The organism is Pseudomonas sp. NPDC087814, from assembly GCF_044742865.1.
Lineage (GTDB): Bacteria > Pseudomonadota > Gammaproteobacteria > Pseudomonadales > Pseudomonadaceae > Aquipseudomonas.
Genome location: NZ_JBIUVK010000009.1, coordinates 93,247 through 118,884 on the forward strand (window position 1 = coordinate 93,247; position 25,638 = coordinate 118,884).

At 62.8% G+C, this 25,638-nt stretch carries 22 protein-coding genes; 15 read left to right on the plus strand and 7 right to left on the minus strand.

Features of this window, described 5'->3' with window-relative positions:
• Positions 1 to 55: 55 nt before the first annotated feature.
• Together ACIOMR_RS10310 and ACIOMR_RS10315 are read right to left on the minus strand one after the other, a co-directional pair.
• On the minus strand, positions 56 to 1,093 hold the full coding sequence (locus ACIOMR_RS10310; protein ID WP_177080214.1) for a purine nucleoside permease: 1,038 nt from the start codon (positions 1,091 to 1,093) through the stop codon (positions 56 to 58).
• A 20-nt stretch (positions 1,094 to 1,113) separates the two neighbouring features.
• A complete protein-coding gene (locus ACIOMR_RS10315) occupies positions 1,114 to 2,070 on the minus strand; it encodes a nucleoside-specific channel-forming protein Tsx (RefSeq protein ID WP_032899590.1) in 957 nt (318 codons plus the stop codon).
• A 224-nt stretch (positions 2,071 to 2,294) separates the two neighbouring features.
• Between ACIOMR_RS10315 and ACIOMR_RS10320 the strand changes: the two genes are divergently transcribed.
• A complete protein-coding gene (locus tag ACIOMR_RS10320) occupies positions 2,295 to 3,104 on the plus strand; it encodes an aminoglycoside phosphotransferase family protein (protein ID WP_008437070.1) in 810 nt (269 codons plus the stop codon).
• Here ACIOMR_RS10320 and ACIOMR_RS10325 read toward each other — a convergent pair.
• The gene (locus ACIOMR_RS10325; RefSeq protein ID WP_401193863.1) at positions 3,074 to 4,021 is read right to left on the minus strand and encodes a helix-turn-helix domain-containing protein; all 948 of its coding nucleotides are present in this window, start codon (positions 4,019 to 4,021) and stop codon (positions 3,074 to 3,076) included. The two genes, ACIOMR_RS10320 and ACIOMR_RS10325, sit on opposite strands and share 31 nt — an antisense overlap.
• Positions 4,022 to 4,235: 214 nt before the next feature.
• Between ACIOMR_RS10325 and ACIOMR_RS10330 the strand changes: the two genes are divergently transcribed.
• Both ACIOMR_RS10330 and ACIOMR_RS10335 read left to right on the plus strand, forming a co-directional pair.
• Positions 4,236 to 5,546, plus strand: a complete 1,311-nt coding sequence (locus ACIOMR_RS10330; RefSeq protein WP_401193866.1) for an ABC transporter substrate-binding protein — start codon at positions 4,236 to 4,238, stop codon at positions 5,544 to 5,546.
• Positions 5,547 to 5,568: 22 nt separating this feature from the next.
• A complete protein-coding gene (locus ACIOMR_RS10335; protein WP_008437073.1) occupies positions 5,569 to 6,342 on the plus strand; it encodes an L-iditol 2-dehydrogenase in 774 nt (257 codons plus the stop codon).
• A 163-nt stretch (positions 6,343 to 6,505) separates the two neighbouring features.
• Here ACIOMR_RS10335 and ACIOMR_RS10340 read toward each other — a convergent pair whose 3' ends face one another.
• Positions 6,506 to 7,213 (minus strand): NUDIX hydrolase, encoded by a 708-nt coding sequence (locus tag ACIOMR_RS10340; protein WP_401193869.1) that lies wholly within the window; start codon positions 7,211 to 7,213, stop codon positions 6,506 to 6,508.
• 147 nt (positions 7,214 to 7,360) lie between these two features.
• Here ACIOMR_RS10340 and ACIOMR_RS10345 point away from each other — a divergent pair, with 147 nt between their 5' ends.
• Genes ACIOMR_RS10345 through nadE form a run of 3 tightly spaced genes read left to right on the plus strand, consistent with a single transcriptional unit; the run spans position 7,361 to position 10,062 of the window.
• Positions 7,361 to 8,008, plus strand: a complete 648-nt coding sequence (locus tag ACIOMR_RS10345; RefSeq protein WP_177008239.1) for a nicotinamidase — start codon at positions 7,361 to 7,363, stop codon at positions 8,006 to 8,008.
• A 10-nt stretch (positions 8,009 to 8,018) separates the two neighbouring features.
• On the plus strand, positions 8,019 to 9,245 hold the full coding sequence (pncB, locus tag ACIOMR_RS10350) for a nicotinate phosphoribosyltransferase (RefSeq protein ID WP_003208126.1): 1,227 nt from the start codon (positions 8,019 to 8,021) through the stop codon (positions 9,243 to 9,245).
• Between the two features lies 1 nt (position 9,246).
• Positions 9,247 to 10,062: an ammonia-dependent NAD(+) synthetase gene (gene nadE / locus ACIOMR_RS10355; RefSeq protein WP_087694155.1), complete on the plus strand. Its 816-nt coding sequence runs from the start codon at positions 9,247 to 9,249 to the stop codon at positions 10,060 to 10,062.
• On the opposite strand, the gene ACIOMR_RS10360 is transcribed toward nadE, so the two are convergent.
• The gene (locus tag ACIOMR_RS10360) at positions 10,042 to 11,472 is read right to left on the minus strand and encodes a serine hydrolase domain-containing protein (protein ID WP_401193873.1); all 1,431 of its coding nucleotides are present in this window, start codon (positions 11,470 to 11,472) and stop codon (positions 10,042 to 10,044) included. The genes nadE and ACIOMR_RS10360 overlap by 21 nt on opposite strands.
• Positions 11,473 to 11,497: 25 nt before the next feature.
• The gene (locus ACIOMR_RS10365) at positions 11,498 to 12,412 is read right to left on the minus strand and encodes a LysR substrate-binding domain-containing protein (RefSeq protein ID WP_003208132.1); all 915 of its coding nucleotides are present in this window, start codon (positions 12,410 to 12,412) and stop codon (positions 11,498 to 11,500) included.
• A 389-nt stretch (positions 12,413 to 12,801) separates the two neighbouring features.
• Between ACIOMR_RS10365 and ACIOMR_RS10370 the strand changes: the two genes are divergently transcribed.
• The 9 genes from ACIOMR_RS10370 (at position 12,802) to ACIOMR_RS10410 (ending at position 25,226) form a co-directional block, all read left to right on the plus strand.
• A complete protein-coding gene (locus tag ACIOMR_RS10370) occupies positions 12,802 to 14,361 on the plus strand; it encodes an ABC transporter substrate-binding protein (RefSeq protein WP_087694153.1) in 1,560 nt (519 codons plus the stop codon).
• 2 nt (positions 14,362 to 14,363) lie between these two features.
• Complete coding sequence (locus tag ACIOMR_RS10375; RefSeq protein WP_003208135.1) at positions 14,364 to 15,305, plus strand: ABC transporter permease; 942 nt, start codon at positions 14,364 to 14,366, stop codon at positions 15,303 to 15,305.
• Positions 15,302 to 16,180, plus strand: a complete 879-nt coding sequence (locus tag ACIOMR_RS10380) for an ABC transporter permease (protein ID WP_168197512.1) — start codon at positions 15,302 to 15,304, stop codon at positions 16,178 to 16,180. Before ACIOMR_RS10375 ends, ACIOMR_RS10380 begins: the two co-directional genes overlap by 4 nt.
• Positions 16,177 to 17,820 carry an ABC transporter ATP-binding protein gene (locus tag ACIOMR_RS10385; protein WP_307519272.1) on the plus strand — a complete coding sequence of 548 codons (1,644 nt, stop codon included), beginning with the start codon at positions 16,177 to 16,179 and terminating at the stop codon, positions 17,818 to 17,820. The genes ACIOMR_RS10380 and ACIOMR_RS10385 overlap by 4 nt, the downstream gene beginning before the upstream one ends.
• Before the next feature lie 112 nt (positions 17,821 to 17,932).
• Positions 17,933 to 19,186, plus strand: a complete 1,254-nt coding sequence (locus ACIOMR_RS10390; protein ID WP_401193879.1) for an OprD family porin — start codon at positions 17,933 to 17,935, stop codon at positions 19,184 to 19,186.
• A gap of 207 nt (positions 19,187 to 19,393) precedes the next feature.
• The gene (locus ACIOMR_RS10395) at positions 19,394 to 20,512 is read left to right on the plus strand and encodes a succinylglutamate desuccinylase/aspartoacylase family protein (RefSeq protein WP_087694149.1); all 1,119 of its coding nucleotides are present in this window, start codon (positions 19,394 to 19,396) and stop codon (positions 20,510 to 20,512) included.
• A gap of 166 nt (positions 20,513 to 20,678) precedes the next feature.
• Positions 20,679 to 21,872 carry an ornithine--oxo-acid transaminase gene (gene rocD, locus ACIOMR_RS10400; protein WP_177080209.1) on the plus strand — a complete coding sequence of 398 codons (1,194 nt, stop codon included), beginning with the start codon at positions 20,679 to 20,681 and terminating at the stop codon, positions 21,870 to 21,872.
• Positions 21,869 to 24,520: an aconitate hydratase AcnA gene (gene acnA / locus ACIOMR_RS10405; protein WP_401193884.1), complete on the plus strand. Its 2,652-nt coding sequence runs from the start codon at positions 21,869 to 21,871 to the stop codon at positions 24,518 to 24,520. Before rocD ends, acnA begins: the two co-directional genes overlap by 4 nt.
• The gene (locus ACIOMR_RS10410) at positions 24,513 to 25,226 is read left to right on the plus strand and encodes a transporter substrate-binding domain-containing protein (RefSeq protein WP_003214641.1); all 714 of its coding nucleotides are present in this window, start codon (positions 24,513 to 24,515) and stop codon (positions 25,224 to 25,226) included. Before acnA ends, ACIOMR_RS10410 begins: the two co-directional genes overlap by 8 nt.
• Here the strand turns inward: ACIOMR_RS10410 and ACIOMR_RS10415 are convergent.
• Positions 25,223 to 25,585, minus strand: a complete 363-nt coding sequence (locus ACIOMR_RS10415; protein WP_177035985.1) for an NUDIX hydrolase — start codon at positions 25,583 to 25,585, stop codon at positions 25,223 to 25,225. The two genes, ACIOMR_RS10410 and ACIOMR_RS10415, sit on opposite strands and share 4 nt — an antisense overlap.
• Positions 25,586 to 25,638 lie beyond the last annotated feature (53 nt).

Sequence of the window (25,638 nt, forward strand, 5' to 3'; positions counted from 1 at the left end):
TCGGCACTGATCCACCGCTTTCGCGAGCAAGCCCGCTCCCACATTTGATCTTTATTCAGGCTTCGGGAACGCCTTTTTCCCACGCCGACCAGTTCTTCAGAATTGCCTGCACCAGCGGATTACCGGTGCGATACAGGTTCTCCAGCGCCGGCACAAACCCGCCCTGGTCCGCATACTTCAGCAGGTTGTCCACTTCGCTGTAGCCCGGGTACGGCCGATCAAAGTCGGAACCGGCCCGCACCACCGCCAGGCGATTGATATCCACCAACCCTTCACGGCTGGCCCGCAGCAACGCTTCATAGGTGGAGTTGTCTTCCTGCTGGGTGGTGCAGTACACGCCTTTATTGTCCGTCAGCAATTTGGTCCAGACCTCGGCGCGCTCACTCAGGCGCGTCCCGGAGAACCAGGTATTGCCCGCCAGGGTGTCGCACTGGGTGACCTGCGGCGGCTGATTGGCCGGCGCGTACGGATAGTGTTTGCGCCAGGCCGTGGACTCCTTGCTTTCACTGAGCTCGACTTTTTGCGACAGCGCAAACGCCTTGGCTTGCAGCTTGGGATTGAGCTCGAACACTTCGGTCTTGTAGTCCAGCGGCGGCTTCTCGTTCGGCCCCTTGGTATTGATGCCGATATAGCCGGTCGGCCAGTCCTTCGGCGCGTCCCGTGAATCCAGTTCCCATTGGGTTCCGAACTCCACCAGGTAATGGGCCCACGCGGCGGTGCCGATGGTGCCATGGTGCGGGTTGATCCCGGCGATCCCGGCGATCAGGAAGTAGCTCTGGCGCAGGTCGAACTTGGGCGACAACGCCAGTGCCAGGGTCGAGGCGGCGGCGTTGGTCTGGCCCATGCCGGTCACCAGCAGGCACACGTCCTGGGTGTTGCAGCGAATCACCGGATACTCGGCCGACAAGCCCGGCACGCGCACTTCCTGCTTGAGCTCCAGACGGTCGATCCAGTTCTGCGCCTCGGGGGCAAACATGGTGATCAGCATCACCTTGGGCTTGATCGGGGCCGGTGTATCGGCCAGCACGACCTGCGGCAACAGCGCCCCGGCGGCCAGGCCGATGGCGATTGAAAGGCGGGTAAAGGTCTTCATCTACTGCTCCTTGTTCACACTCAGAATTGATAGCCCACACCGGCGTAGTAACCCCAGCCGTTGGAGCGGGCGCGGAAATTGCCGTCGCCAAAGTTCAGCTCGCTGCCGTCTTCCCAGTTGCCGCCGTTGTGGAAGTAACGGCCTACCAGGGTGAAACGCAGGTGAGTGAACGAATACAACAGCACGTTTGTTGCAACCAGGGAGTTGGCGGTGCGCGCGGGGTTGTCTTTGTGCAGATCCGAGCCGAAATCGTAGTTGGTGAAGCCGATATAGGTCAGCGACGCACCATTGTCGAAGCTGCCGATGGGCACGATGTATTTCATCTGCGCACGGTAGCCGTCCCATGAGTATTCGTTGCTGGCGCCGTAGTTTTCCCACTGGTAACGGCCATAGAAGTTGGCCGACAGGTTGACCCGCGAGTGGGTCTCGATGTCGGTGCCCAGGCCGCTGTACAAGGTGTTGGCACGGTTGTCCTTGTTGCTGCCGTGGTCGTAGATCCAGTCGAACGCCACATACCATTCCTTGAACGGGCCGATGGCCAGGCTGCGACCGGCCAGGTAGTCGATGGAGATGCGCGGTTCGTGCTCCATGAACACCGGCGAGCCGTGGTCCCACGCGCCTTTGTCATTGCTGTTGCCGATCCCGAAGATCTTCGGGATGTCGACGTAGCCATACAGTTCGAACGGGCCCTTGCGGCCGAAGTATTCGTACTCCAGGTACACGTCATCGGCGGGTTTGGGGCCGAAGCTGATGTCTTTGCTGCCGATCACCGTCAGGTCCTGGTTGAACCAGTCCGACAGGTACACGCCTTTTTTCGACGGGCTGGCTTCCGGGGCCAGGGCTTCGCCCTGTGCTGAGTCATCGGTGGGTTTTTCCTGCGCCAAAATGGGTCCGCTGAGTACTCCCGTAACGGCAGCCAGTAGCAGGGAAACAGCAAAAGGGGTAGCCGACGCGGATCGTCTGGAAGTGGGTTGCATTGAAAATCCCTGTTCGTACGCGGTTGGGGCCCGATTCTTCGGGTTGAGGTGAACCTGGTTGCCAAGTTCGTTCCGCAAACGTTTGCACAGGTTGTACCAATTTGTGTCAATTGCATGAAGGAATTGAGAAAAGTGGGAAATAGTCGGCCTTTTGGTCAGAAACGTAACGGACCGGGTAAAGGCGTGTGTGGCATCCTGCAGGACCTCGCACTGGGAGCCGCCCGATGTTCGATCACTATTTGAAACGCTGGAACCTGACACCCGAGGGTGACGCCATCATCACCCCCGGCAGCGACCTGCTGCCGGTGCGCTGGGACGGGCAGCCGGCGATGCTCAAGATCGCCCGCGAGCCCGAGGAAAAGCTCGGCGGCGAATTGATGACTTGGTGGGCCGGCAAGGGCGCCGCCCGCGTGTTTTTCCATGACGGCGATGCCGTGGTGATGGAGCGCGCAACCGGCCCGGGTTCGCTGATGCACATGGCCCTCAACGGCCAGGACGATGAAGCCAGCCGCATTGCCTGCGCCACCGTGGCGTTGTTGCATGCGCCGCGCCCGTCGCCACCGGCGGGCTTGCACTCATTGGAGCTCTGGTTCCGCTCCCTGTGGCTCGCCGCTGAGGGTAAAGGCGGGCGGATACGCGAGTGTGCCGCCACGGCGCGCAGCCTGCTGGCGTCACCTCAGGAACCGGTGGTGCTGCACGGTGATGTGCACCACGACAACATCCTCGATTTCGGCCCCCGGGGCTGGCTGGCGATTGATCCCAAGCGGGTGGCCGGCGAGCGTGGCTATGACTACGCGAATTTGATCTGCAATCCGGATTTGCCCACTTGCACCGATCCGGCGCGATTTACACGCCAGGTCGAGATCATCGCCGGGGCTGCGGGCCTGGAGCGCCAGCGCCTGTTGCAATGGGTGGTGGCGCACGCCGGTTTGTCGGCGGCGTGGTTTCTGGAGGATGACCAGCGACACCGCGCCGATGGGGAGCTGGAAGTGGCACGCCTGGCTCAATGCGCCTTGGTAAACGGCAGCGCCTGATCGCCATTGCGGTTAAACAGGTACATCGCGGTTTCCCGGCGATATTCGCTGGGCGTCTGGTTCATCTCGATGCGAAAGTGCCGGTTGAAGTTGGAGAGGTTGGCGTAACCCACTTCAAAGCAGATATCGGCGACTGACATCTCGCTTTGCAGCAACAGGCGGCAGGCGCGCTGCACCCGGAACTTGCGCATCAGGTCGATAAAGCCGTGACCGGTGACGCGCTTGAAAAAACGCGAGAAGCCCGGTTCGCTCATGTCCAGCCGTTGGGCGATCACCGACAGCCGCAGGTCGCCGGTCAATTCCGTCATCAGGTATTCGAAGGCCTTGTGGATACGCTCCGAGCTGCGGGCATCCAGGCTTGGCGTGTAGCAGGCACTGGCCAGGCAATGGGCTTCCCCGGAGGGTGCCTGCCCCAAGGTATGCAGTAACTGGATGAACAGAATCAGGCGCGCCAGGCCCTCGGCGGGGCCGATGGCCTCCAGCAGGTGCGCAGCCTTCAGGGCGGTTTCACCGGTGAATTCCAGGCCGCGCCGGGCCCGGTCAAACAGGCCTTGCAGGTCGCCCAGCTCAGGCAGCGTGGTGCGCAGGGCCAGCAATGCGGCGCCGTCGAACTGCAACACCACATCGCGCCCCGTCAGGTACTCGCCGGGGGTCAGGTCGCCGATCCAGTCGTGGGGCAGGTCGGGGCCGATCAGTGCGACATGGCCGGCGCCAAACGCACCGATATAGTCGCCCGCCACCAGCTTGCCGCTGCCGTGGCGGATCAGGTGGATTTCGAATTCGGGGTGATGGTTCCAGCGGGCCAGCTCGAACGGATAGTCATGTTCGTACCAGCGAAAGCCATGCTCGGGCTCGGCCAGAATCACTTCCAGCTCGGCGGGGCGCTGCTCGAAAAGGGCGGATCGGCTTGCAGGCATGGGCTTGGCCCTTCTGGGCTTTTTGGAATGGGACCAAAATACGCCCTTTGTCCAAGTAGCCGCTACCCCGGGTTTTGCCCGCCACTGATACTTTTTTGATCTTGGCGATGCGGTTAAAAAAGTATCAGCCGGGCATCCGCCAGTCGTTTGTCCGGCCTTGGGCAAGCTGCTGTAATCGGGCCGTCAACAACAAAAACAATATGTGGAAACCGCCATGCTCAAGATTCCGAAAGCGCTGTTCCTGCTCTCCGGCCTCACGCTCGCGATGGCCGCACATGCTGCCGAAACCGTGACCATCGCCACGGTCAACAACAGTGACATGATCCGCATGCAGCGCCTGTCCAAGGTGTTCGAACAGCAGCACCCCGAGGTGAAACTCAATTGGGTGGTGCTCGAAGAAAACGTCCTGCGCCAACGCCTCACCACCGACATCGCGACCCAGGGCGGCCAATTCGACGTACTGACCATCGGCACCTATGAAACCCCGCTGTGGGGTGCCAAACACTGGCTGGAGCCGATCACGCCACTTCCCGCCGATTACGACCTGGAAGACATCTTCCCCGCCGTGCGCCAGGGCCTGTCGGTGAACGACACCCTCTACGCCTTGCCGTTCTATGGCGAAAGTACCGTCACTTATTACCGCACCGACCTGTTCAAGCAGGCCGGCCTGGCGATGCCCGAGCATCCGACCTGGACCCAACTGGGCGAGTTCGCCGCCAAGCTCAACCAGCCCGCCAAGGACCAATACGGCATATGCCTGCGGGGCAAGGCCGGCTGGGGTGAAAACATCGCGTTGCTGAGCACCATGGCCAACGCCTTTGGTGCACGCTGGTTCGACGAACAATGGAAACCCGAGCTGACCAGTCCCGAGTGGACGGCGGCGGCGAACTTCTACGTCAACACCCTGAAAAACTATGGCCCGCCGGGCGTCTCCAGCAACGGTTTCAACGAAACCCTGGCGCTGTTCAACAGCGGCAAATGCGCGATCTGGGTCGACGCCAGCGTTGCCGGCTCGTTCACCACCGACAAAACCCAAAGCAAAGTCGCCGACAGCGTGGGTTTTGCCGCCGCACCCACCGAGGTCACCGACAAGGGTTCGTCGTGGCTGTACGCCTGGTCCCTGGCAATCCCGGCCACCTCCAAGCACAAGGACGCCGCCAGAGCCTTTATCACCTGGGCCACCTCCAAGGAATACATCCAGCTGGTAGCGGATAAGGACGGCATCACCAACGTACCGCCGGGCACGCGCCAGTCCACCTACAACGCGGCGTACCTGGCCGCAGCGCCGTTCGCCAAGGTGACCTTGCAGATGATGCAACACGCCGACCCCGCGCACCCGTCGGCCAAACCCGTGCCGTACGTGGGCATCCAATACGTGACGATCCCCGAGTTCCAGGCCATCGGCACCTCGGTGGGCAAGCTGTTTTCGGCAGCGCTCACCGGCGGCATGACGGTCGACAAGGCACTGGCCGAGGCGCAGTCCACCACCGAGCGTGAAATGAAACGCGCCGGCTACCCGAAATAATCACCTCAGGGACACTGCATTGATGAATCGACTGGAAGGTAAAAGTGCGCTGGTCACCGGCAGCGCGCGGGGCATTGGCCGGGCGTTTGCCCAGGCCTACATCAACGAAGGCGCGACCGTAGCCATCGCCGACATCAACCTGGAGCGGGCGCGGGCCACCGCCACGGAGCTGGGCCCGAAAGCCTACGCGGTGGCGATGGATGTCACCGACCAGGCGTCCATCGATGCCGCGATTGCCGCCGTGGTGGCGCAGGCCGGCAAGCTCGACATCCTGATCAACAACGCCGCCTTGTTCGACCTGGCGCCCATCACCGACATCACCCGCGAGAGCTTCGACCGGCTGTTCTCGATCAACGTCGCCGGTACGTTGTTCACCTTGCAGGCGGCGGCCCGGCAGATGATCAAGCAGGGGCATGGCGGCAAGATCATCAACATGGCCAGCCAGGCCGGGCGCCGGGGTGAGCCTCTGGTGGCGGTGTACTGCGCGACCAAGGCGGCGGTGATCAGCCTCACGCAATCGGCGGGGCTGAATCTGATCAAACAGGGCATCAACGTGAACGCCATCGCGCCGGGAGTGGTGGACGGCGAACATTGGGACGGGGTGGACGCGATGTTTGCCAAGCACGAAGGGCTGCCGCTGGGCGAGAAGAAAAAGCGCGTAGGAGCAGAGGTACCGTTTGGGCGGATGGGGACTGCCGAGGATTTGACCGGAATGGCGGTTTTCCTCGCGTCCAAAGAGGCCGACTACGTGGTTGCCCAGACCTACAACGTCGACGGCGGCAACTGGATGAATTGAGCGGGACGCAGCTCCTCGAACCATCGCAGATCAAAAACTGTGGGAGCGGGCTTGCTCGCGAAAGCGTTGTATCAGTCAATCTAGCCGGCGACTGACACTCCGCATTCGCGAGCAAGCCCGCTCCCACAGTTGATCTTCATTGTCCTGGGAAGGGGGCTTGGTCTTATTCGGCAAAGCTGCGATCAAAGAAGTACACCGCCCCAGGCTTCAGATTCTCCACTGTCGCCTGCGGCCGTCCGCCCTCGCCATGCTTCTTGTGCCCCGTCTCCCGCAAAAAACCGGCCTCGGTCAACTTCAGCAACCGCTGGCGAATACTGGTCTTCAGCACCGGCCGCGCCAATACCAGCGAAAAGATCGTAGTCGCCTCCGGCGCACTGAACTCATTGCCCAAAAACATCAATGGCAAGCTGCTGTACAGCGACTTGGAAAACAGCCTTTCCTGTACCGCTGCCACAATCGCGTTGTGATCGAAGGGCAGCTTGACCCCGCCAGTCGCCACGGCATCAACAGAGCACCACTTTTGATGCCCCCCCAGCTCCACCTCATCAGCCACGATCGCCAGGTAATAGGTCGACGACGACCAGCAGCGCGGATCGCGAAACGCATCGCCCACCGTCCCCACTTGCTCATACCAGGCCAGCGGCAACCCAACCTTGTCACTGGCCCGCAACCGCTCCACGGCATCCTGCAGGCTCAGATCTTGCACGCCGCCATTCACCACTACACCGGGCAAGGCCCAGTGCCCGGCGAAGGGCTCGGCGTCGCGCTGGTTGAGCAATATCTTCAGTTCCCCGGATGCACGGCAATAGAACAGCACGCACAAGTCCACGGTGTGCAGGTAGGCGCTAAGGGTTGGGGCGTGGTCTGGCATGTCGGGTCCTGTTGGCAGCGGTGGGGCACAGTCTAACGGATCAAACGGGTATGTCGTGTACTTGATCCAGGATAGATAACAAAATGTTTCTTGCCATGAAAGTACATGACGTGTACTTTTATATCCAGGCCACAGGAGAACACGACCATGACCGTCTCTAAGAACGCTATCGCCTCATTCGACGTTGACGCCCAGAAGAGCTTCACACCGCTGTGCCCCAACGAATTGCCGGTCGCTGGTGGTGACCAGATCGGCGCCGAGCTCAATTACATGGCCAGCCTCGCCGCGCGCCGTGTCGGCAGCAAGGACGCCCATACCCCGCACGCGCCCTGGGTGGTGCAACAGCACAGCGAGATGCTGCAACCCACCGGGCTGGTACATGCCGATGTCACCTGGGTCGCCCACTGTGTGCCCGGCACCGAAGGTTTCACCCTGTTGGACGAATTGCCCACGCCCTATGACTACGACTACTTCATCTGGAAGGGCGTCGAACCCGACCTGCATCCCTACGGCGCCTGCTATCACGACCTCCACGACAAACTCTCCACCGGCGTCATCGAATACCTCAATGCCCAAGGCATCCAGCGTGTGATTGTCGGTGGCCTGGCCCTGGACTACTGCGTCAAGACCACCGCCTTGCAACTGCTCAAGGCCGGTTTCGAGGTGATCCTGCACCTGCCGGCATGCCGTGGCATCAGCGAGGAGGGCGGTGTGCAGGCGGTCAGCCATCTGCAACAAGCGGGCATTGTAATTACCCGCAATCGGGAAGAACTGGCCGCGATGGCCGCGCGTTAAGGAGTACCTCATGGAAAGTGCATACGACTACGAAAACGCTGTGATCCAGGGCCTGCTGGACACCGACTACTACACCTTCACCATGATGCAGGCCGTGTTGCACCAGCACCCGAATGTCGATGTGGAATACCAGTTCATCGTCCGCTCCAGAGAGAAACTGGGGCACCTGATTCCCGAGCTGCGGGTGGAGCTGGAAAAACTCGCCGGCCTCAGCATGCGCGAAGGCGAGCTGCGCTTTCTGTTCAACCAGCGCCGTGAGTACTTGACCCCGGATTTCGAGCGCTTCCTGGGGCTGTTCCGCTTCAACCTGCGCTATATCCACGTCAGTGAAATCGACGGCCAACTGAACGTCCGCGTGGTCGGCCCGATGCTGCACTGCATCATGTTCGAACAGCCGGTATTGGCCCTGGTCAGCGAGCTGCGCAACCGCGACAAATACCCCGACGTCAGCCTCGAAGACGTCACCCGCAAGCTCTACCAGAAATTCGACTGGCTGGAGAAAAACCTCACCCGCGACGAACTGGCCGACCTGCGTGTCTCGGACTTCTCCACCCGCCGGCGGTTGTCGTTCAAGGCCCAGCGTGAAGTGGTCGACATCATGCGCCGCGACTTTCCCGGCCAGTTCATCGGCACCAGCAATGCGCACCTGGCCTACGAATTCGACCTGCCGCTGATCGGCACCATGGCCCACCAGTGGCTGATGGTGCACCAGCAACTGGGGCGGCTGCGGGAAAGCCAGAATGCGGCGCTGGAAAACTGGGTGCGCGAATACCGTGGGCGCTTGGGTATCGCCCTGACCGACTGCATCAGCACCGACTTTTTCCTCAAGGATTTCGACCTGTACTTTGCCAAGCTGTACGACGGTTTGCGCCAGGACTCCGGTGACCCGATCGTCTGGGCCGACAAGGTGTTGGCCCGCTACAAGGAGCTGGGCATCGACCCGATGACCAAGGACCTGATGTTCTCCGATGGCCTGAATTTCGAGAAATGCCTGCCGATCCTGCGGCACGTGCGGGGCAAGGCCAAGTTCGGCTTTGGCATGGGCACCAGCCTGGCCTGTGATGTCGACGGAGTGGAGCCGCTGAGCATCGTGATGAAACTGGTGCGGGTGCACGGCGAGCCGGTGGTGAAATTCTCCGATGACCCGATCAAGAACGTCTGCGAAGACGCCTCGTTCCTGCAGTATGCGGCGCAGGTGTTCAACGTCGGCAACGTCAATCCGCAACTGGGGGTGTGACATGGACACTCAGGCACGTATCGCACAAGAACTGAAGATCAACCGGCTGCTCGGCAAGGGGGGCGAGGGCGCTGAGCTGCAACGGCGCATCGACTTCATCAAGGGCACCTTGCGCCAGTCCGGCTGCCATGCGCTGGTGCTGGGCATCAGCGGCGGTGTCGACTCACTGACCGCCGGGCGCCTGTGCCAACTGGCAGTGGAACAACTGCGCAACGAAGGCTACGAGGCGCGGTTTATTGCCATGCGCCTGCCCTATAAAACCCAGGCGGACGAGCGCGACGCCCAGGCTTCCCTGGACTTTATCGCACCGGACCGGATCGAGACGCTGAACATCGCCGCCTGCGTCGACGGGCTGATGGGCAGCCTGTCTGCCGCGCAAGCCAGCGCCGAACGCATCGACTTTATCAAGGGCAACGTCAAGGCCCGGGCGCGGATGATGGCGCAGTACGCCGTGGCGAACCTGCACAACGGCCTGGTGGTGGGCACCGACCATGGCGCGGAGGCGCTGATGGGATTTTTTACCAAGTTCGGTGACGGCGCCTGCGACCTGGCGCCGCTCTCAGGGCTGACCAAGACCCAGGTGCGCCTGCTGGCCAGCGCCCTTGGCGGGCCACGGCAGTTGGTGGCCAAGGCACCGACCGCCGACCTGGAAGAACTGGCACCGGGCAAGCCGGATGAGTTGGCGTATGGCTGCAGCTATGACGAGATCGACCGCTACCTGATGGGCGAGGCAGTGAGTGAGCGGGTGAGGGCGATTGTCGAGAGCGCCTACCTCAAGACCGCCCACAAGCGAGCATTACCGGCTGTTCCCGACTAGGGTTTCCTGCTCCTTCCCGGCACTGTTGACGTTGACCGTACGCGCCACGCTCACGCGGTCACCGTCAAACCCGCATACCACCCGATCGCGAAACGCGGTTTGCGGGTAGATCCAGGTCATCTCCAGCGTCCTGGTATCCAGCCAGCGCGCGCCGGCAACGATCTGCGCATCCTTGAACTCATAACCGTGGTGCAACGCCCGGCCCGGCATGTTGGTGGTGCCGGCGATCCAGTGATCAATCCCCACCTCTAGGGCATGAGTCGCCTTGCTGTCGGTCAGTTGGAAGCGCAGTACATTGCCTTCGACGGCGAACGCCAATTGCTGCACATCCAGCCCGTTGGGCTCTACCTGATACACGCCCGTGAAATCTCTCGGCCCTGCACACGCTGAAAGCAACTCAGGCCGCTGTGCCATGCTCGCCAGACGTTGCTCCAACCGTGAATCCGCTTCGGGTTTGACCGTGCAATCATCGCCAAACGCCGCCGGAAAACGCCGCTCGACAAACGGAATCAGCTCCGCCGAATTCTTCATCCCGCCGATCACCACCAGCGTTGCACCGTACTCGCGGAATACCATCGCCATCTGCACAAACACCCCGACAGCGCTGAAGGCGTGTGCCGGTTTCATCATCCAGTGATAACCGTAGCGGCTGTCCGGCCCGCCTTGTGGTCGGGTGGCCGCTGCAACCCAGGCCGCCGGTAGAACCTGCTTGCCATCCCACACGCCGCCTTGTGCATGCAGCACACCCAGCTTGAGCATGGCCGAGGTCGGCGCCTTCAAGCCATTGCCGCCGGGATTCACGCCATCGGGGCCGATGTCCCAGCTTTCATTATGGATATCCAGCGGTACAAACAGCCGGGGCTTGAGGTACGCGTGCAAGGTTTGCCCGGTGACCTTATTGATCAGCGCCGAGAGCATGTAGCTGGCCGCACTCGTATAGACGTAGGTGGTGCCCGGTGCATAGGCCAGCGGGATTTTGAAGAACTCGGCAATCCAGCTGGTCTCGATCCCCCGCCACACTGAACCCGAGGTATTGGCGGCGTGGCCGGTGCGCATGGTCAGCAGGTGTTCTACGGTCATGTCCGCCAGGCGCGGGTCGGCATCCACCGGCACACACTCCGGAAAGAACGCCACCAGCCGGTCATCCAGTTTCAGCAAGCCTTCATCCACGGCCAGGCCAATGGCGCAGGCGGTGAAGCTCTTGGCCACCGAGTGCAATACCCGCGGCTCGTTGGGGTCCACCGGCCAGCTCCAGCCTTCGGCGACCACGTGGCCGTGGCGGTGCAGCATCAGGCCTTGCAGGTCGAGGCCGGCCGCTTTCACTTCATCGAGAAAGGCAATCAGGTGCTCGGGATCAACGCCGACGCTGCTGGCGCTGGCGCGGGACAAACCATCGTAGGACATGGGCATAAACAGGCTCGTAGGGGGAGGGAAATCAACGGCTGCGGTGCACCAGCCGCGAATAGGAAATCAGCATGCTGGTCAGTTCCTGGCTGACGCTGGTGAGCGGCGACGAACGGCGGCTGATCAGGCATACATCGCGGGTCGCCAGCGGTTCTTCGATGGCGATGGTGGTCAGGGCGCTGGAGAACAGCTTCATCCCCGGCAGCATGCGCGGTTCGATGGTCAGGTAATCGGTTTCCGAAACGATGTGCAGGGTTTCCAGCAACGAATCAGTGGTGATCGCAATCTTTGGCGGCGCCAGGCCCTGGGTACGGAACAGCTCAATCAAGCGGTTCTCCGCGCCGCCCACTACGCCGGCCGGGCGTACGCTGATCCACTGGCAGTCGGTGAGGGCTTGCACGGATTTTGCGTGGGCCTGCGGGTGGCCCTTGCGCGCAATGATGCCGGCGTTTGAGCTGTAGAGGCGGTCGATGGCCAGGTCGATATCGGCCACGTTGGGCGCCAGCGGGCACAAGACGAAATCCAGGCGGCCATCGCGAACTTTTTCCACCAGGCCCTTGGTGGTGCCGCTGGCCACGTGCACCTGCATGCGCGGGAAGCGCTGGGTGAAGTTGCTCAGTACCGGCAGCAGCAATTCGGCCAAGGGTTCGGAGGTGACGCCCAGGGCGATATGGCCTTCGGGCTCGCCTTTCCAGGGTTGCAGGTCGAGCAGGGCACGTTCGCAGTCGAGAGTGATGGAACGGGCACGGGCCAGGAACACCTCGCCGGCCGGGGTCAGGTTGATGCCTTGGTTGGAGCGTTGCAGCAGCACCACCCCGAGTTCCTTTTCGAGGGTCTGGATTGACTGGGTCAATGTGCTTTGGGCCACATCCAACTGACGTGCGGCCGAGCGGAAGCTGCCTTTTTCAACCACGGAGCAGAACGCGCGAAGATGGGTGAGGGTCATGACGGTGGGCTCGCTCAGTGCTGCATTTAAACCATTGAATGCCAGCCAGCTTATCTGATGACTATAGGTGAGCACAGATCGGTCTGGATGATCGCGATCATTATTTTTGATCAGGAAAACCCCATCTTTTCCAGCTCAAGGCCCTGATTTCTCGGTACGGTAACGCCAGGGCAACCCACGGACGGTTGATGATCGGATAAACCGAGCCCGATCACTCGGAGCGTTCTTCTCAAGTTGATTGGGTGGCGAATAAGATCGGTCCAGGAACATTCGCAAACCGTAATCAGCGACTAAAACAACAACAACTATTCAGGTGTTCGGCCGTGCCTCTTTTTGGGTCCTGCCAGCGTCCGAACCCAAGCGTAAGGATCATTCAAGGTGCATTTATCATGAACAAGACTTTATTCCTGGCTGGCGCCTTGTCCGCCGCGCTGGTGGGCACTGCCCACGCCGAGAATCTATTGAAAGTCGCGTTGAACGCCGACATTCGCAGCACCGAGCCAGGCGTCAACCGTGACACCAATTCCGACGCCGTCATCTTGCACATTACCGAAGGACTGGTGGCCTTCCGTGAAGATGCCACCGTCGGCCCGCTGCTGGCCAAGGACGTGCAGGTGTCCGACGACGGCCTGCGCTACACCTTCCACCTGCGCAACGGGGTCAAGTTCCAGAACGGTGCGCCACTGACCTCCGCCGATGTGCTGTGGACCTGGAAACACTACCTCGACCCGAAAACCCAATGGCGCTGCGCCCCTGAATTCGACGGCCATGGCGGCGCGAAAATCGTCGACATGAGCGCCCCGGACCCACTCACCGTGGTGTTTACCCTGGACAAGCCCAACGGCCTGTTCCTCACCAGCACCGCGCTGCCGGAGTGCGGTGGCAGCGGCATCCTGCACCCCGACTCGGTGGTCGACGGCCAGTGGAAAGCCCCCATCGGCACCGGCCCGTTCCGCCTGGGCGAGTGGAAGCCCGGCCAATACATCGACCTGCTGCGCAACGCCAACTACACCCCGCGCGACGAGAAAGAGCCGGATGGCTACACCGGCAATAAAACCACGACCCTCGACCGCGTGCGCCTGCTGGTGATCCCGGACCCGGCGGCGGCCAAGGCGGCCTTGCTGTCGAAGAACGTCGACCTGCTGATTGACGTCACGCCGCTGGACGCCACCGAACTGGCTGCCAACCCCGGCATCAAGGTCACCTCCAGCGGCACCATGTCAGTCAACGCGTTGCTGTTCCAGACCCGCGACCCCTTGCTCAAAGATGTGCGCCTGCGCCAGGCCATCGCCCATTCGCTGGACTCCGCACAAATCGTCGCCGCCCTGACCGGTGGCCGTTCCCAGGCCAACAATTCGATGGTCGCCAGTGGCAGCCACTACCACCAGGCAATCGAGAACCAGGGCTTCGATTTCGACCCGGCCAAGACCGCCCAACTGCTGCGGGAAGCTGGCTATAAAGGCCAGCCAATCAAACTGATCGTCAACAAGCGCTACGCCGCGATCTTCGACATGGGCGTGTTCGTGCAAGCCATGGCCAAGGCCAGCGGCATCAACCTGGAACTGGAAACCCTGGAGTGGGGCACCCAGCTGGAGCGCTACCAGACCGGCAACTACCAGATGATGGCGTTCCCGTATTCCGAACGCCTTGACCCGGCCCTGAGTTTCGACTCGATGACCGGCGACAAGGACAAGGAAGCGCGCAAGGTCTGGGACAACCCCCAGGCCCAGGAATGGCTGCGTGAAGCCCAGCGCGAAGGCGATATCAGCAAGCGCCAGGCGCTGTTCGACCAACTGCATCAGCAGATGCTCAAGGACGTGCCGATGATCCCGATGTACAACGGCAACGCCATCGCCGCCAGCCGTGATTACGTCAAAGGCCTGCGCACCTGGCCGGTGTCCAAGCCGCGCCTGTGGACCGTCAGCGTTCCTGCGACCGGGAGTAACTGAGGATGTTGCGTTTCATCTTTCAACGGCTGGCGATGTCGATCCCGACCTTGCTGCTGATCTCGCTGATGGTGTTCGCGATCATCCGCCTGGTGCCCGGTGATCCGGCGCTGCTGATGCTCGGCGACATGGCCGATGCCCACAGCCTGGAGGTCGCCCGTGCGTCCCTGGGCCTGGACCAGCCGCTGCCGCTGCAGTTTGTGATCTGGCTCAAGGCGGTGCTCAGCGGCGACCTCGGGCATTCCATCACCACCAATGAAGCGGTGTTGCCGCTGATCCTTGACCGCTTCCAGGTGAGTGCCGGGATCGTGCTGGTCTCGGTGTTGCTCGCGGCGTTGATTGCGGTACCGGCGGGCTTGCTCTCGGCGTGGAAACAGAACAGTTCCCTGGACTTTGGCGTGGTCTCCACCGCGACCCTGTTGCTGTCGATCCCGAGTTTCTGGCTGGGCCTGCTGTTGCTCTACGCGTTCGGCATCAAGCTCGGCTGGCTGCCGGTGGTGGGTTACGTGTCATTCGGCCAATCGCCGTGGCAGGCCTTGAGTTTTATCGTGCTGCCGATTGTCACGCTGACGTTGGTGGAACTCGGCGCGATCACCCGCATGGCCCGGGCCAGTGCAATTGAAGTGCTGCGCCTGGAATACATCACCCATGCCCGCGCCAAGGGTTTGTCGGAGCGGGCGGTGTTGTGGCGCCATGCGCTGCGCAACTCGTTTGCACCGACCCTGACCCTGATCGGCCTGATCCTCGGCAACCTGCTCAGCGGCATCGCGGTGCTCGAAACCGTGTTCACCCTGCCAGGTATCGGCCGGCTGATGGTCGACGCCATCTACGCCCGGGACTACCCCGTGCTGCAAGGCTGCCTGCTGCTGGTGACCTTTGTTTATGTGCTGGTCAACCTGTTGGTGGACCTGCTGTACCCGCTCTTCGACCCCAGGGTTAAGTTATGAATAAGCCTCTACCTGTCGCACCCGAGGTGCTGTTGCCGGCACCGGCGCGTGCCCCCAGGGCCTGGCGTGTGCCGCCGCTGAACGCGCTGATCGGTGCGCTGCTGCTGGCCTTGTTGTTGATCATGGCCTTGCTGGGCCTGGTCTGGACGCCCCATGACCCGTTGGCCTTGAACCTGCTGGCGCGCTTGCAGGCGCCCACCGCCGCGCACTGGCTGGGCACTGACGAGTACGGTCGCGACGTGCTGAGCCGCCTGATGATCGGCGCGCACACCAGCCTGTGGGTGAGTGTGTTGACGGTGACGCTGGCGATCACCGCCGGCACGGTACTGGGCCTGCTGGCCGGGTTCCTGCGGGGCTGGGTCGACCGGGGCTTGATGATGGTCAACGATGCGTTGCTGGCGTTTCCCGGGATCCTGCTGGCCCTGGGCTTGATGGCGATCATCGGCCCGAGCCTGTACGGCATCGTGTTTGCCTTGAGCCTGGCCTACACACCGTCGGTGGTGCGGGTGGTGCGCGGCACGGTGTTGTCGTTGCGCGAGAAAGAGTTTGTCGAAGCCTCGCGGGTGATCGGTAACTCCGAGCTGTACACCATGCTGCGGCACATCGCGCCGAACTGCGTGGCGCCGGTGTGCGTGCTGGCCACCAGTATGTTCGGCTGGGCGATTCTGGCGGAAAGCTCCCTGAGTTTCCTCGGCCTGGGCGTCCCGCCGCCGGCCGCCACCTGGGGCAACATGCTCGCCGCCAGCCGGCCGTATATCGCCACGGCCAGCTGGCTGGGGCTGTTTCCCGGTGTCTGCATCGCCATGGCGTTGCTGGCGTTCAACCTGTGTGGCGATGCCTTGCGCGATCGTCTCGACCCGCGGATGAGTAAATGACCATGACTGACATCCTTCTGGCAGTCGACAAGCTGAAAATCCGCGTGGGGGCCAACGGCCCGCTGGCGGTCAACGACCTGAGCTTCACCATCGCCCCCGGCGAAATCGTGGCGCTGGTGGGCGAGTCCGGCAGCGGCAAAACCATGGCCGCCCGCGCCGCCATCGGCCTGTTGCCACCGCCGCTTGCACAATGCAGCGGCCAGGTGCGTTTCCAGGGCCATGACCTGGGCAGCCTTGCGCCGGAGCAATTGCGCCAGTTGCGTGGGGCGAAGATCGGCATGGTGTTCCAGGAACCCATGGTGTCCCTCAACCCGTCCATGAGCATCGGCGAGCAAATGGCCGAGGGCCTGCGCCTGCACACCAGGCTGAGCGATGCGCAGATCCGCGAGCGCAGCCTGGAGATGCTCGGGCATATCGGCATCAAGGACGCCGAGCGTTGCCTGGCGGCGTTTCCCCACGAGTTCTCCGGCGGCATGCGCCAGCGCATCATGCTCGCCTCGGTGATGCTACTGCGCCCGGCCTTGCTGATTGCCGACGAGCCCACCACGGCCCTGGATTGCCTGGCGCAACTGGACGTGTTGAAACTGATGCTCGACCTTACGCGCGAGCAGGGCACGGCGATCCTGTTTATCAGCCACGACCTGTCGCTGGTGGCGCGCTACGCCGACAAAGTGGTGGTGATGCGCGAAGGCCGCGCGGTGGAGCAGGGCACCATCGAGCAGATCCTGCTGGCGCCCAAGGCCGAGTACACCCGGCAACTGCTCGAGGCCCTGCCGCGGCGCGGCACCCTGGCAGCCTTGCCCAAGGCGGACCGGCCGTTGCTGACGGTCAAGGACGTGTGCATCGAGCACCCGGGGCCGCGCAGCCTGTGGGGCCGCAGCCAGTTCAAGCGGGTGGTGCATTCGGCCAACCTGTCCATCGCCCCGGGGGAAACCCTGGCGCTGGTGGGCGGCAGCGGCTCGGGCAAGACCACCCTCGGCCGGGCGATTGTCGGCCTGAACAGCCCGTGTTCCGGTGCCATCGAGTTTGAGGGCGTGGACATTCTCAAGGCTGGCAACCGTGACCATCGCCTGCAATGCCAGATGATTTTCCAGGACCCGTATTCGTCCCTCGACCCGCGCATGAAGATTGGCGACATCCTCGCCGAACCCCTGCGCCATGTGCCCGGCATGACGCCCGCGCAGCGTCGTGAGCGGGTGGCGAAAACCCTGGTGGACATCGGCCTGGCGGAACAGTTTGTCGACCGCTTCCCGCACCAGTTGTCCGGTGGCCAGCGTCAACGGGTGGCCATTGGCCGGGCGCTGGTGCGGCACCCGCGACTGGTGATTGCCGATGAGCCGATCTCGGCGTTGGACATGACCATCCAGAAGCAGATCCTCGAGCTGTTCGAGCGCCTGCAGGCGCAGTACGGCTTTGCCTGCCTGTTCATCTCCCACGACCTGGCGGCGGTGGAACGCATCGCCCACCGGGTGGCGGTGATGAGCGAGGGCAGGGTGGTGGAAATGGGTGCCCGCGACGAGATCTTCGACCGCCCGCAGCACCCCTACACCCGCAAGCTGCTGGCCGCCGCCAGCCCCTTGGAGAAACTTGAAAACGGTGGCTACCGCATCCGCCAGGGCCCCGTACCGCTAGCGCTGTAACCCAGGACTGACGTCACCCGCCGCGCAAATCGCCGATTTGCGCGAACGGCGAAGCCATGCCCGAAGAACAATAAAAACACCAACCCCCACCCCACTGCCAGGAGCTAAAAAAATGAAAAAATCCCTGACTCAACTCATCACCGGCGTCGGCGTTGTCAGCAGCGGGCTGGTCCCGTCACTGGCCCATGCAGACTTCATCAAGGACAGCAGCGGTACGCTGGACTTGAAGAACTACTACTTCAACCGTGACTACCGCGAGGCCGCTTCCCAGTCGATGCGCGCCGAGTGGGCCCAAGGTTTTATCCTCGGTATCAAGTCCGGTTTCACCGAAGGCACCGTGGGCTTCGGCCTGGACCTGACCGGCATGCTGGGGGTGAAACTCGACTCCAGCCCGGGGCTGTCCGGCACCGGTTTGCTGCAGCGTGACAGCGACAAGAATGTCTCCGACGAGTACTCCAAGCTTGGGGTGACCGCCAAGGCCCGCTTCGCCCAAAGCGAGCTGCGTGTGGGCTACCTGGTGCCGGACCTTCCGATCCTGCAGCCCAACACCAGCCGTCTGTTTCCGCAGTCCTTCAGCGGCACCCAGCTGGTGTCCAACGACATCAGCAACCTGAAAATCACCCTCGGGCAGATCGACCAGGCCAAGGACCGTGACTCCACCAACTACGAAGACATGAAGCTGACCACGGTGAGCAAGGTCTACAAGAGCACCGCCCTGAGCGACCAGTTCCGCTTTGCCGGTGGCGACTACTCGCTGACCCCAAACACCTTGCTCAGCTACCACTTCGCGGCGCTGGACAGCATCTACCAGCAGCAATACGTGGGCTTCAAGAACAACTTCGGCCTGGGGCCGGGCACGCTGAAAACCGACGTGCGCTACTTCAAGTCGGACAAGGACGGCGCGGGCCTGGCGGGCAAGGTCGACAACAGCGCCTTGAGCAGCCGCCTGACCTACCAGTACGGCGGGCACAGCATCGGCGGCGGCTTCCAGCAGCAATACGGCACCACGCCGTTTACCTACCTGGACGGCTCCATCACCTACCTGTTCACCGAGTACCAGTTCAGCAACTTCACCCAAACCAGGGAGCGAGCCTGGCACGCCCGCTACGACTACAACTTCGCCGATCTCGGCTTGCCCGGCCTGTTGTTTGGGATCAAGTACGCCAAGGGTGATTCGGCTGAAGTGCTCGGCTTCAACCGCGAAGGCCGCGAGTGGGAGCGCGACCTGGACCTGGGCTACGTGGTGCAGAACGGGCCCTTCAAGGGCGTGTCGATGCGCTGGCGCAATGCGCTGAGCAAAGGCAACTACTTCAACGACGTTAACGAGAACCGCGTGATGCTGGGTTACACCCTGGCGCTCTGGTAACCACCCACTGTGGGAGCGGGCTTGCCCGCGATGGCGGTGGGTCAGTCACGGAATAGGCTGGCTGACCCACCGCCATCGCAGGCAAGCCAGCTCCCACACTGATCGGATTACCAGATCAAGATAGTGTGGGCCGCCCTTACAGACGATCACGCCGGCTCGTTAATATTTCTTCAGCGTTCATCACTCGAATATCGAGATTTCCGGTTTATGAAACTTAAATCACACCCCTTGCTGCAAGCGACACAAGGCACCCACAGGCACGTGGACAGTGAGCATTACGGTGCAATGGGTGCAAGTCGAAAAATCTATATCCAGGCGGCGCTGCATGCCGACGAAACCCCGGCGCTGCTGGTGGCCGCGCACCTGCGCCGGCAATTGGTAGAACTGGAAAATGCCAACCGGCTGAATGCGCAAATCGTGCTGGTGGCCGTGGCCAACCCCACCGGGCTGAGCCAATACATCATGGGCGCGCCCAGCGGGCGTTTCGAACTGGGCAGCGGGCGTAATTACAACCGGGGCTTTCCGGTGCCGTACCAGGCAATCGCCGACAGGATCGAGCACCTGCTGGGCCAGGACATCGACGCCAACCGCCAACTGATCCGCCAGGCCTGGGGCGAATGTCTGCTGGACGCGGCGCCGCTGGACGAATTCCAGTCGCTGCAACGCACCCTGATGCTGCTGGCCCACGATGCCGACATCGTGCTGGACCTGCACTGCTCCCGCGAAGCGGCGATGCATGTGTACACCGGCGAGGCAGTGTGGGCGACCGTGGAGCCGCTGGCGCGCTACATCGGCTCTGAAGCCTCGTTGCTGGCCACCGATTCCCAGGCCAACTCGTTCGATGAGGCGCTGTACCTGCTGTGGGTCAACCTGCGTGAGCGGTTTGGCGATCGGTTTCCGATTCCGGACAGCAGCGTGGCGGTGACCGTCGAGCATCGTGGCCAGCGGGATGTGTCCTATGAACTGGCAGAACATGACGCCACGGCGATCATTGATTACCTGACCCACCTGGGCGCGGTTGAAGGCGCGCCACGGCCTTTGCCAGCCCTGCGTAACCCGGCGACGCCGTTGGCCGGCAGCGAACAGTTTTATGCGCCGTGCGCCGGGGTGCTGGTACACCGGGCGGCGGTGGGCAGTCGCATCGAGGCCGGGCAGGCGTTGTTCGATATCGTTGATCCCCACAGTGGGCAGGCCACCACGGTTTGCAGCCACAACACCGGCGTGTTGTACATGCGCCGTGACGTGCGCTTTGTGAAGCCGGGGGATCCGCTGGGCCGGGTGTCCGGTGCCACGCCGATTCGCAGCGGCAAGCTACTCAGCGCCTGATTTGCCAGCTATGGAATACGGTCAAAATGTGGGAGCGGGCTTGCTCGCGAATGCGGAGGGTCAGTCGCCGGAGATGTTGGCTGACCCTCCGCATTCGCGAGCAAGCCCGCTCCCACATTGGGTCTTTGTTGTTCATTCATTATTTATTCGGCAGGACATCCCCACCATGCACCCCAACCCGGCAATCACCCTCGAAAACCAATTCTGCGCCCACAACTATTCCCCCTTGCCGGTGGTGATCGTCAAGGGCGAGGGCGTCTGGGCCATTGGCGATGATGACAAGCGCTACCTGGACATGATGTCGGCCTATTCCGCCGTCAGCCACGGCCATGTCCACCCGCGCATCCGCGCCGCCGCCGTGGCGCAGATCGACAAGATCAGCGTGGTGTCCCGGGCGTTCTACAGCGAACCCTTGGGCAACTTCCTCAAGACCTTGTGCCGCATCACGGGCTTCGACTCGGCCCTGCCGATGAACAGTGGCGCCGAAGCTGTGGAAACCGCGATCAAGGCGGCGCGACGCTGGGGCTACCGGATCAAGGGCATCCCGGCCAATCAGGCCAACATCGTGGTGGCCGACAACAATTTCCACGGCCGCACCTCGACCATCGTCGGCTTCTCGTCGGAGGCGGACTACAAGGCCGACTTCGGCCCATTCTGCAACGGTTTCACCGAGGCGCGCTTCGGTGACATCGAGAGTTTCCGCCAGGCCATTACCGCCGACACCTGCGCGGTGCTGATCGAGCCGATCCAGGGCGAGGCCGGCATTCGCGTGCCGGCCGCAGGTTTCCTGCGGGAACTGCGCCAGCTGTGCGACCAGACCAACACCTTGCTGATCCTCGATGAGATCCAGTCCGGCCTGGGCCGTACCGGCAAGTGGTTTGCCTTCCAGCACGAAGGCATTCGCCCCGATGCATTGATCCTCGGCAAAGCCCTGGGCGGCGGGATCATGCCGGTGTCGGCGTTCGTCGCTGATCATTCGATCATGGACCTGTTCGACGCCGGCAGCCACGGCTCGACCTTCGGCGGCAACCCGTTGGCGGCGGCCATTGGCCTGGAAGCGTTGAAGGTGCTGGAAGAGGAGGGCTTGATCGATAACAGCGCGCAACTGGGCCACTACCTGGTGGAGCGCCTGAAGGCCATGCACTCGCCGGCCATCCGCGAGATTCGCGGGCGTGGCTTGTGGGTCGGCGTGGAACTGGACCGCGATGCGCGGCCCATCTGCGAAGCGCTGCTGGCCGAAGGGCTGCTGACCAAGGAAACCCACGAAAACGTACTGCGCATCGCACCGCCGTTGTCCATTACCCGCGAAGAACTGGACTGGGGCCTTGAGCGTATCGAGCGGGTATTCAAACAGCTATGAGTGAGTATCTCAGTCACCTCGACATCGACGGCCAGCGCTTTGCCTGGATCGACCTGCACCAGTTGCTGACCCCGGCGCAACTGCAGCGCCTGCCGTATTCCGTGCGCATTCTCCTGGAAAACATTGCCCGCTGCGCCCCGGCTTCATTGCCACAGGTAGTGGCGCGGGCCATCGGCGAAGGGCCGGATTGCGAGGTGCCGTTCCAGCCCAACCGGCTGATGTTCCACGACACCACGTGCCTGCCGGCCCTGGCGGATTTCGCCGGCATGCGCGATGTGGTGGCCGAGCTGGGCGGTGATCCCCGGGCGGTGAACCCCTCGATCCCGGCGGTGCTGACCATCGACCATTCGGTGATCGTCGAGCACTACGCCGAGGCGGGCGCGGTGGATGCCAACCTGGACATCGATTTTCGCCGCAACAGCGAGCGCTACCGTTTTATCAAGTGGGCCCAGGCCAGCCTGGATAACTTCAAGGTGATCCCGCCGGGCACCGGGATCATCCACCAGATGAACATGGAGTCCATCGCCCAGGTGGTGTGGGAAAGCGCGCCGCGCAACGGCCACGTGCTGTTGCACCCCGACTGCATGGTCGCCACCGACAGCCACACGCCGATGATCAATGCCATCGGCGTGCTGGGCTGGGGCGTTGGCGGGCTGGAAGGGCAGGCGGCGATGCTCGGCGAACCGGTGCCAATTCCTTATCCGCAGGTGGTGGGCATTCGCGTCACCAATGCGTTGCGCGACGGCGTGACGGCCACTGACCTGGCACTGACGGTGACTGAACTGCTGCGCCGGCGCAGCATGGTCGGCAAGTTTGTCGAGTTCACCGGACCGGGCCTGGCGTCCCTGAGTTGGGCGGCGCGGGGCACCGTGGCGAACATGGCGCCGGAATACGGGGCCACCGTGGTGTTTTTCCCGTTTGATGACGAGACGCTGGCGTACCTGACCCTGAGTGCGCGCCCGCAGGCCTTGATCAACAAGGTCTCGGCCTACATGTCGGCGCAATCTCTGTGGCGCCGGGACGACGATCCCGAGCCGGTGTTCGATGAGTTGATCGAGCTGGATCTGGCGCAGGTTGAACCGAGTGTCGCCGGCCCGCATCAGCCCCATCAGCGCCAGTCCCTGGCCCAGGCCGGGGCGTCGTTTCATCAGCATGTATGCGCGCAAAAGCAGGATTTCTTCGAGCCGTCATTCCAGGTGCCGATCACCCATGGCGCGGTGGTGATGTCGGCCATCACCAGTTGCACCAACACCGCCAACCCGGCGCAGATGATCCAGGCCGGGCTCTTCGCCCGCAACGCCCGCGCCCGTGGGCTGACGCGCAAACCGTGGGTCAAGACGTCGCTGTCGCCAGGCTCACGGGTGGTGGCCGATTACCTGGAAGCCGCCGGCTTGCTGGAGGATTTCGCCGCGCTGGGTTTCGACCTGGCGGGCTTTGGCTGCATGACCTGCATCGGTAATTCCGGCAGCCTCGAACGCCATGTCGAGACGTTCGCCGAGCAGGGCTTGAAAGGCGTGGTGGTGCTCTCGGGCAACCGCAATTTCGAAGGCCGGGTCAACCCGAAAGTCCCTGCCGGCTACCTTGCTTCGCCCGCGTTGTGCGTGGCCTATGCGATTGCCGGCAGCATCGACACCGACCTGTCGGCCCAGCCGCTGGCGATGGATGCCCACGGCCAGCCGGTGTTCCTGCATGAGTTGATGCCCAGCGAAGCCGAGGTGGCCGCGCAAGTGGCGGCGGTGGTGCGCCCGGCGCTGTTTCACCAGCGCCAGGCACTGCTGTGGCAAGGCACTCACCATTGGCAGGCGCTGGAAGCCGACGCCAGCGTGCAGTTTGCCTGGCACCCGGCCTCCACTTACCTGCGCCGCCCGCAGTACCTTGCCGGGGTAACGCCGGTGCCGGCCGCGTCCTTGGCCATCAGCAACGCCCGGGCTTTGGTGGTGCTGGGGGATAACGTCACCACCGACCATATCTCCCCGGCTGGCACGATTCCGGCCGACAGCCTGGCCGGGCACTGGCTGCGGGAGCGCGGTGAAGCGCTGGCGGACCTCAACCAGTATTCGACCCGGCGCAGCAACCACGAAGTGATGGTGCGCGGCGCGTTTACCAACCCGCGCCTGAACAATCTGCTGTCCTGCGACCAGCCCCCGCGCCAGGGTGTCTGGGCCTGGAATGCCGACCGCAGCGACTACCTGCCGCTGTACCTCGCCGCGCAGAGCTACGCCGGTACACCCACCGTGTTGTTCGCCGGGATCAACTACGGTGCCGGCTCCAGCCGCGACTGGGCAGCTAAAGTCCTGACCCTGCTGGGGATCAAGGTGGTGGTGGCCCGCAGTATCGAGCGAATCCATCGCAGTAACCTGATCGGCATGGGCGTGTTGCCGCTGGTGTTCGATGAAGGCGCATCGGTGCAGGACTTGAACCTCGACGGCAGTGAGTCCCTGAGCTTCCTCGGCCTGGACGCGTTGCAGGTCGGCGACAACCCGATCACCTTGCAGATTGACCGCGCCACCGGTGAGACCACGCGTACCCCCCTGACCTTGCGCCTCGACTCGTTGCAGGAGGTTGGTTACCGTGAACACGGCGGCGTCTTGCCCTTCGTCATTCGCAAGACCGTGCAAAGAACTGTTCTAGGAGCGCGTAATGATTGACCCGCAGGTACTGCAACAACTGGCCCCCGAGGGTGTGCTCAGGGCTGCCATCAACTTTGGCAACCCGGTGCTGGCCCAGCGTGGCGAGGACGGCCAGCCCCAGGGCGTGTCGGTGGCGCTGGCCAGGGCCCTGGCCGATGAGTTGGCGGTCGACCTTGAGTTGATCACTTTTGATGCGGCGGGCAAGGTCTTCGCCGCGCTGGGCGATGACCGCTGGCGCGTGGCATTCCTGGCCATCGAACCGGTGCGCGAGCAGGAAATCGCCTTCAGCGCGCCCTACGTGATCATCAAGGGTACGTACCTGGTGGCGGTGGATTCACCCCTGGGCAGCGTGACCCAACTCGATGCTCCGGGCCAACGCATCGCCGTCGGCCAGGGTGCCGCGTATGACCTGTACCTGAGCCGCACGGTGCAGCATGCCGAACTGGTACGCGCGCCGACCTCGGCGGGTGCCGTAGACCTGTTTATCGAGCAAGGCCTGAACGCCGCGGCCGGGGTTCGGGATTACCTGCGAACCCGGCTGGATGAGCGCTGGCGCCTGCTGGAGGATGACTTCATGAGCATTAGCCAGGCGGTCGCGGTACCGGTAGCGCACGCAGCCGCTGCCGCGTTCGTCAAATCCTTTGTCGAACGGCAGAAAGCCAATGGCCTGGTAAGACAGGCGTTGTTGTGCAGCGGGCAAAGCCCGGAACTGGCGGCGCCTTAGAGACGGCGCAGGAAGGATTTGACGATTTTCTGGGTGGCCTGGGTGGTGTCCAGGTCATCCAGGCGACTGTAGGGATGCCACTGGCATTCCTTGATTTCACTCAGGGGCCGGGCATCTTCGATATTCACCACCGACGCCTCGAACACATGGTGCAGGGTGTCGCTGGCCTTCAGCTCCTGCAATAACAGCAAACCGTCCACGTTCAGCCCGGTTTCCTCTTCCAGTTCTCGTGCGGCAGCACCTGCCGGGCGCTCATGGCGCTCGACCTTGCCGCCGGGCAATGCCCATTTCGAGCGGGCTTTACGCACGAACAGGATGTGCCCGTCGTGCTCGCAAATCACCGTGGCCCTTATTTTCATCGTCTGTGCCCCCGCAGGTGGATGATTGTCATAAAAGTGTAATGCAATTGTCA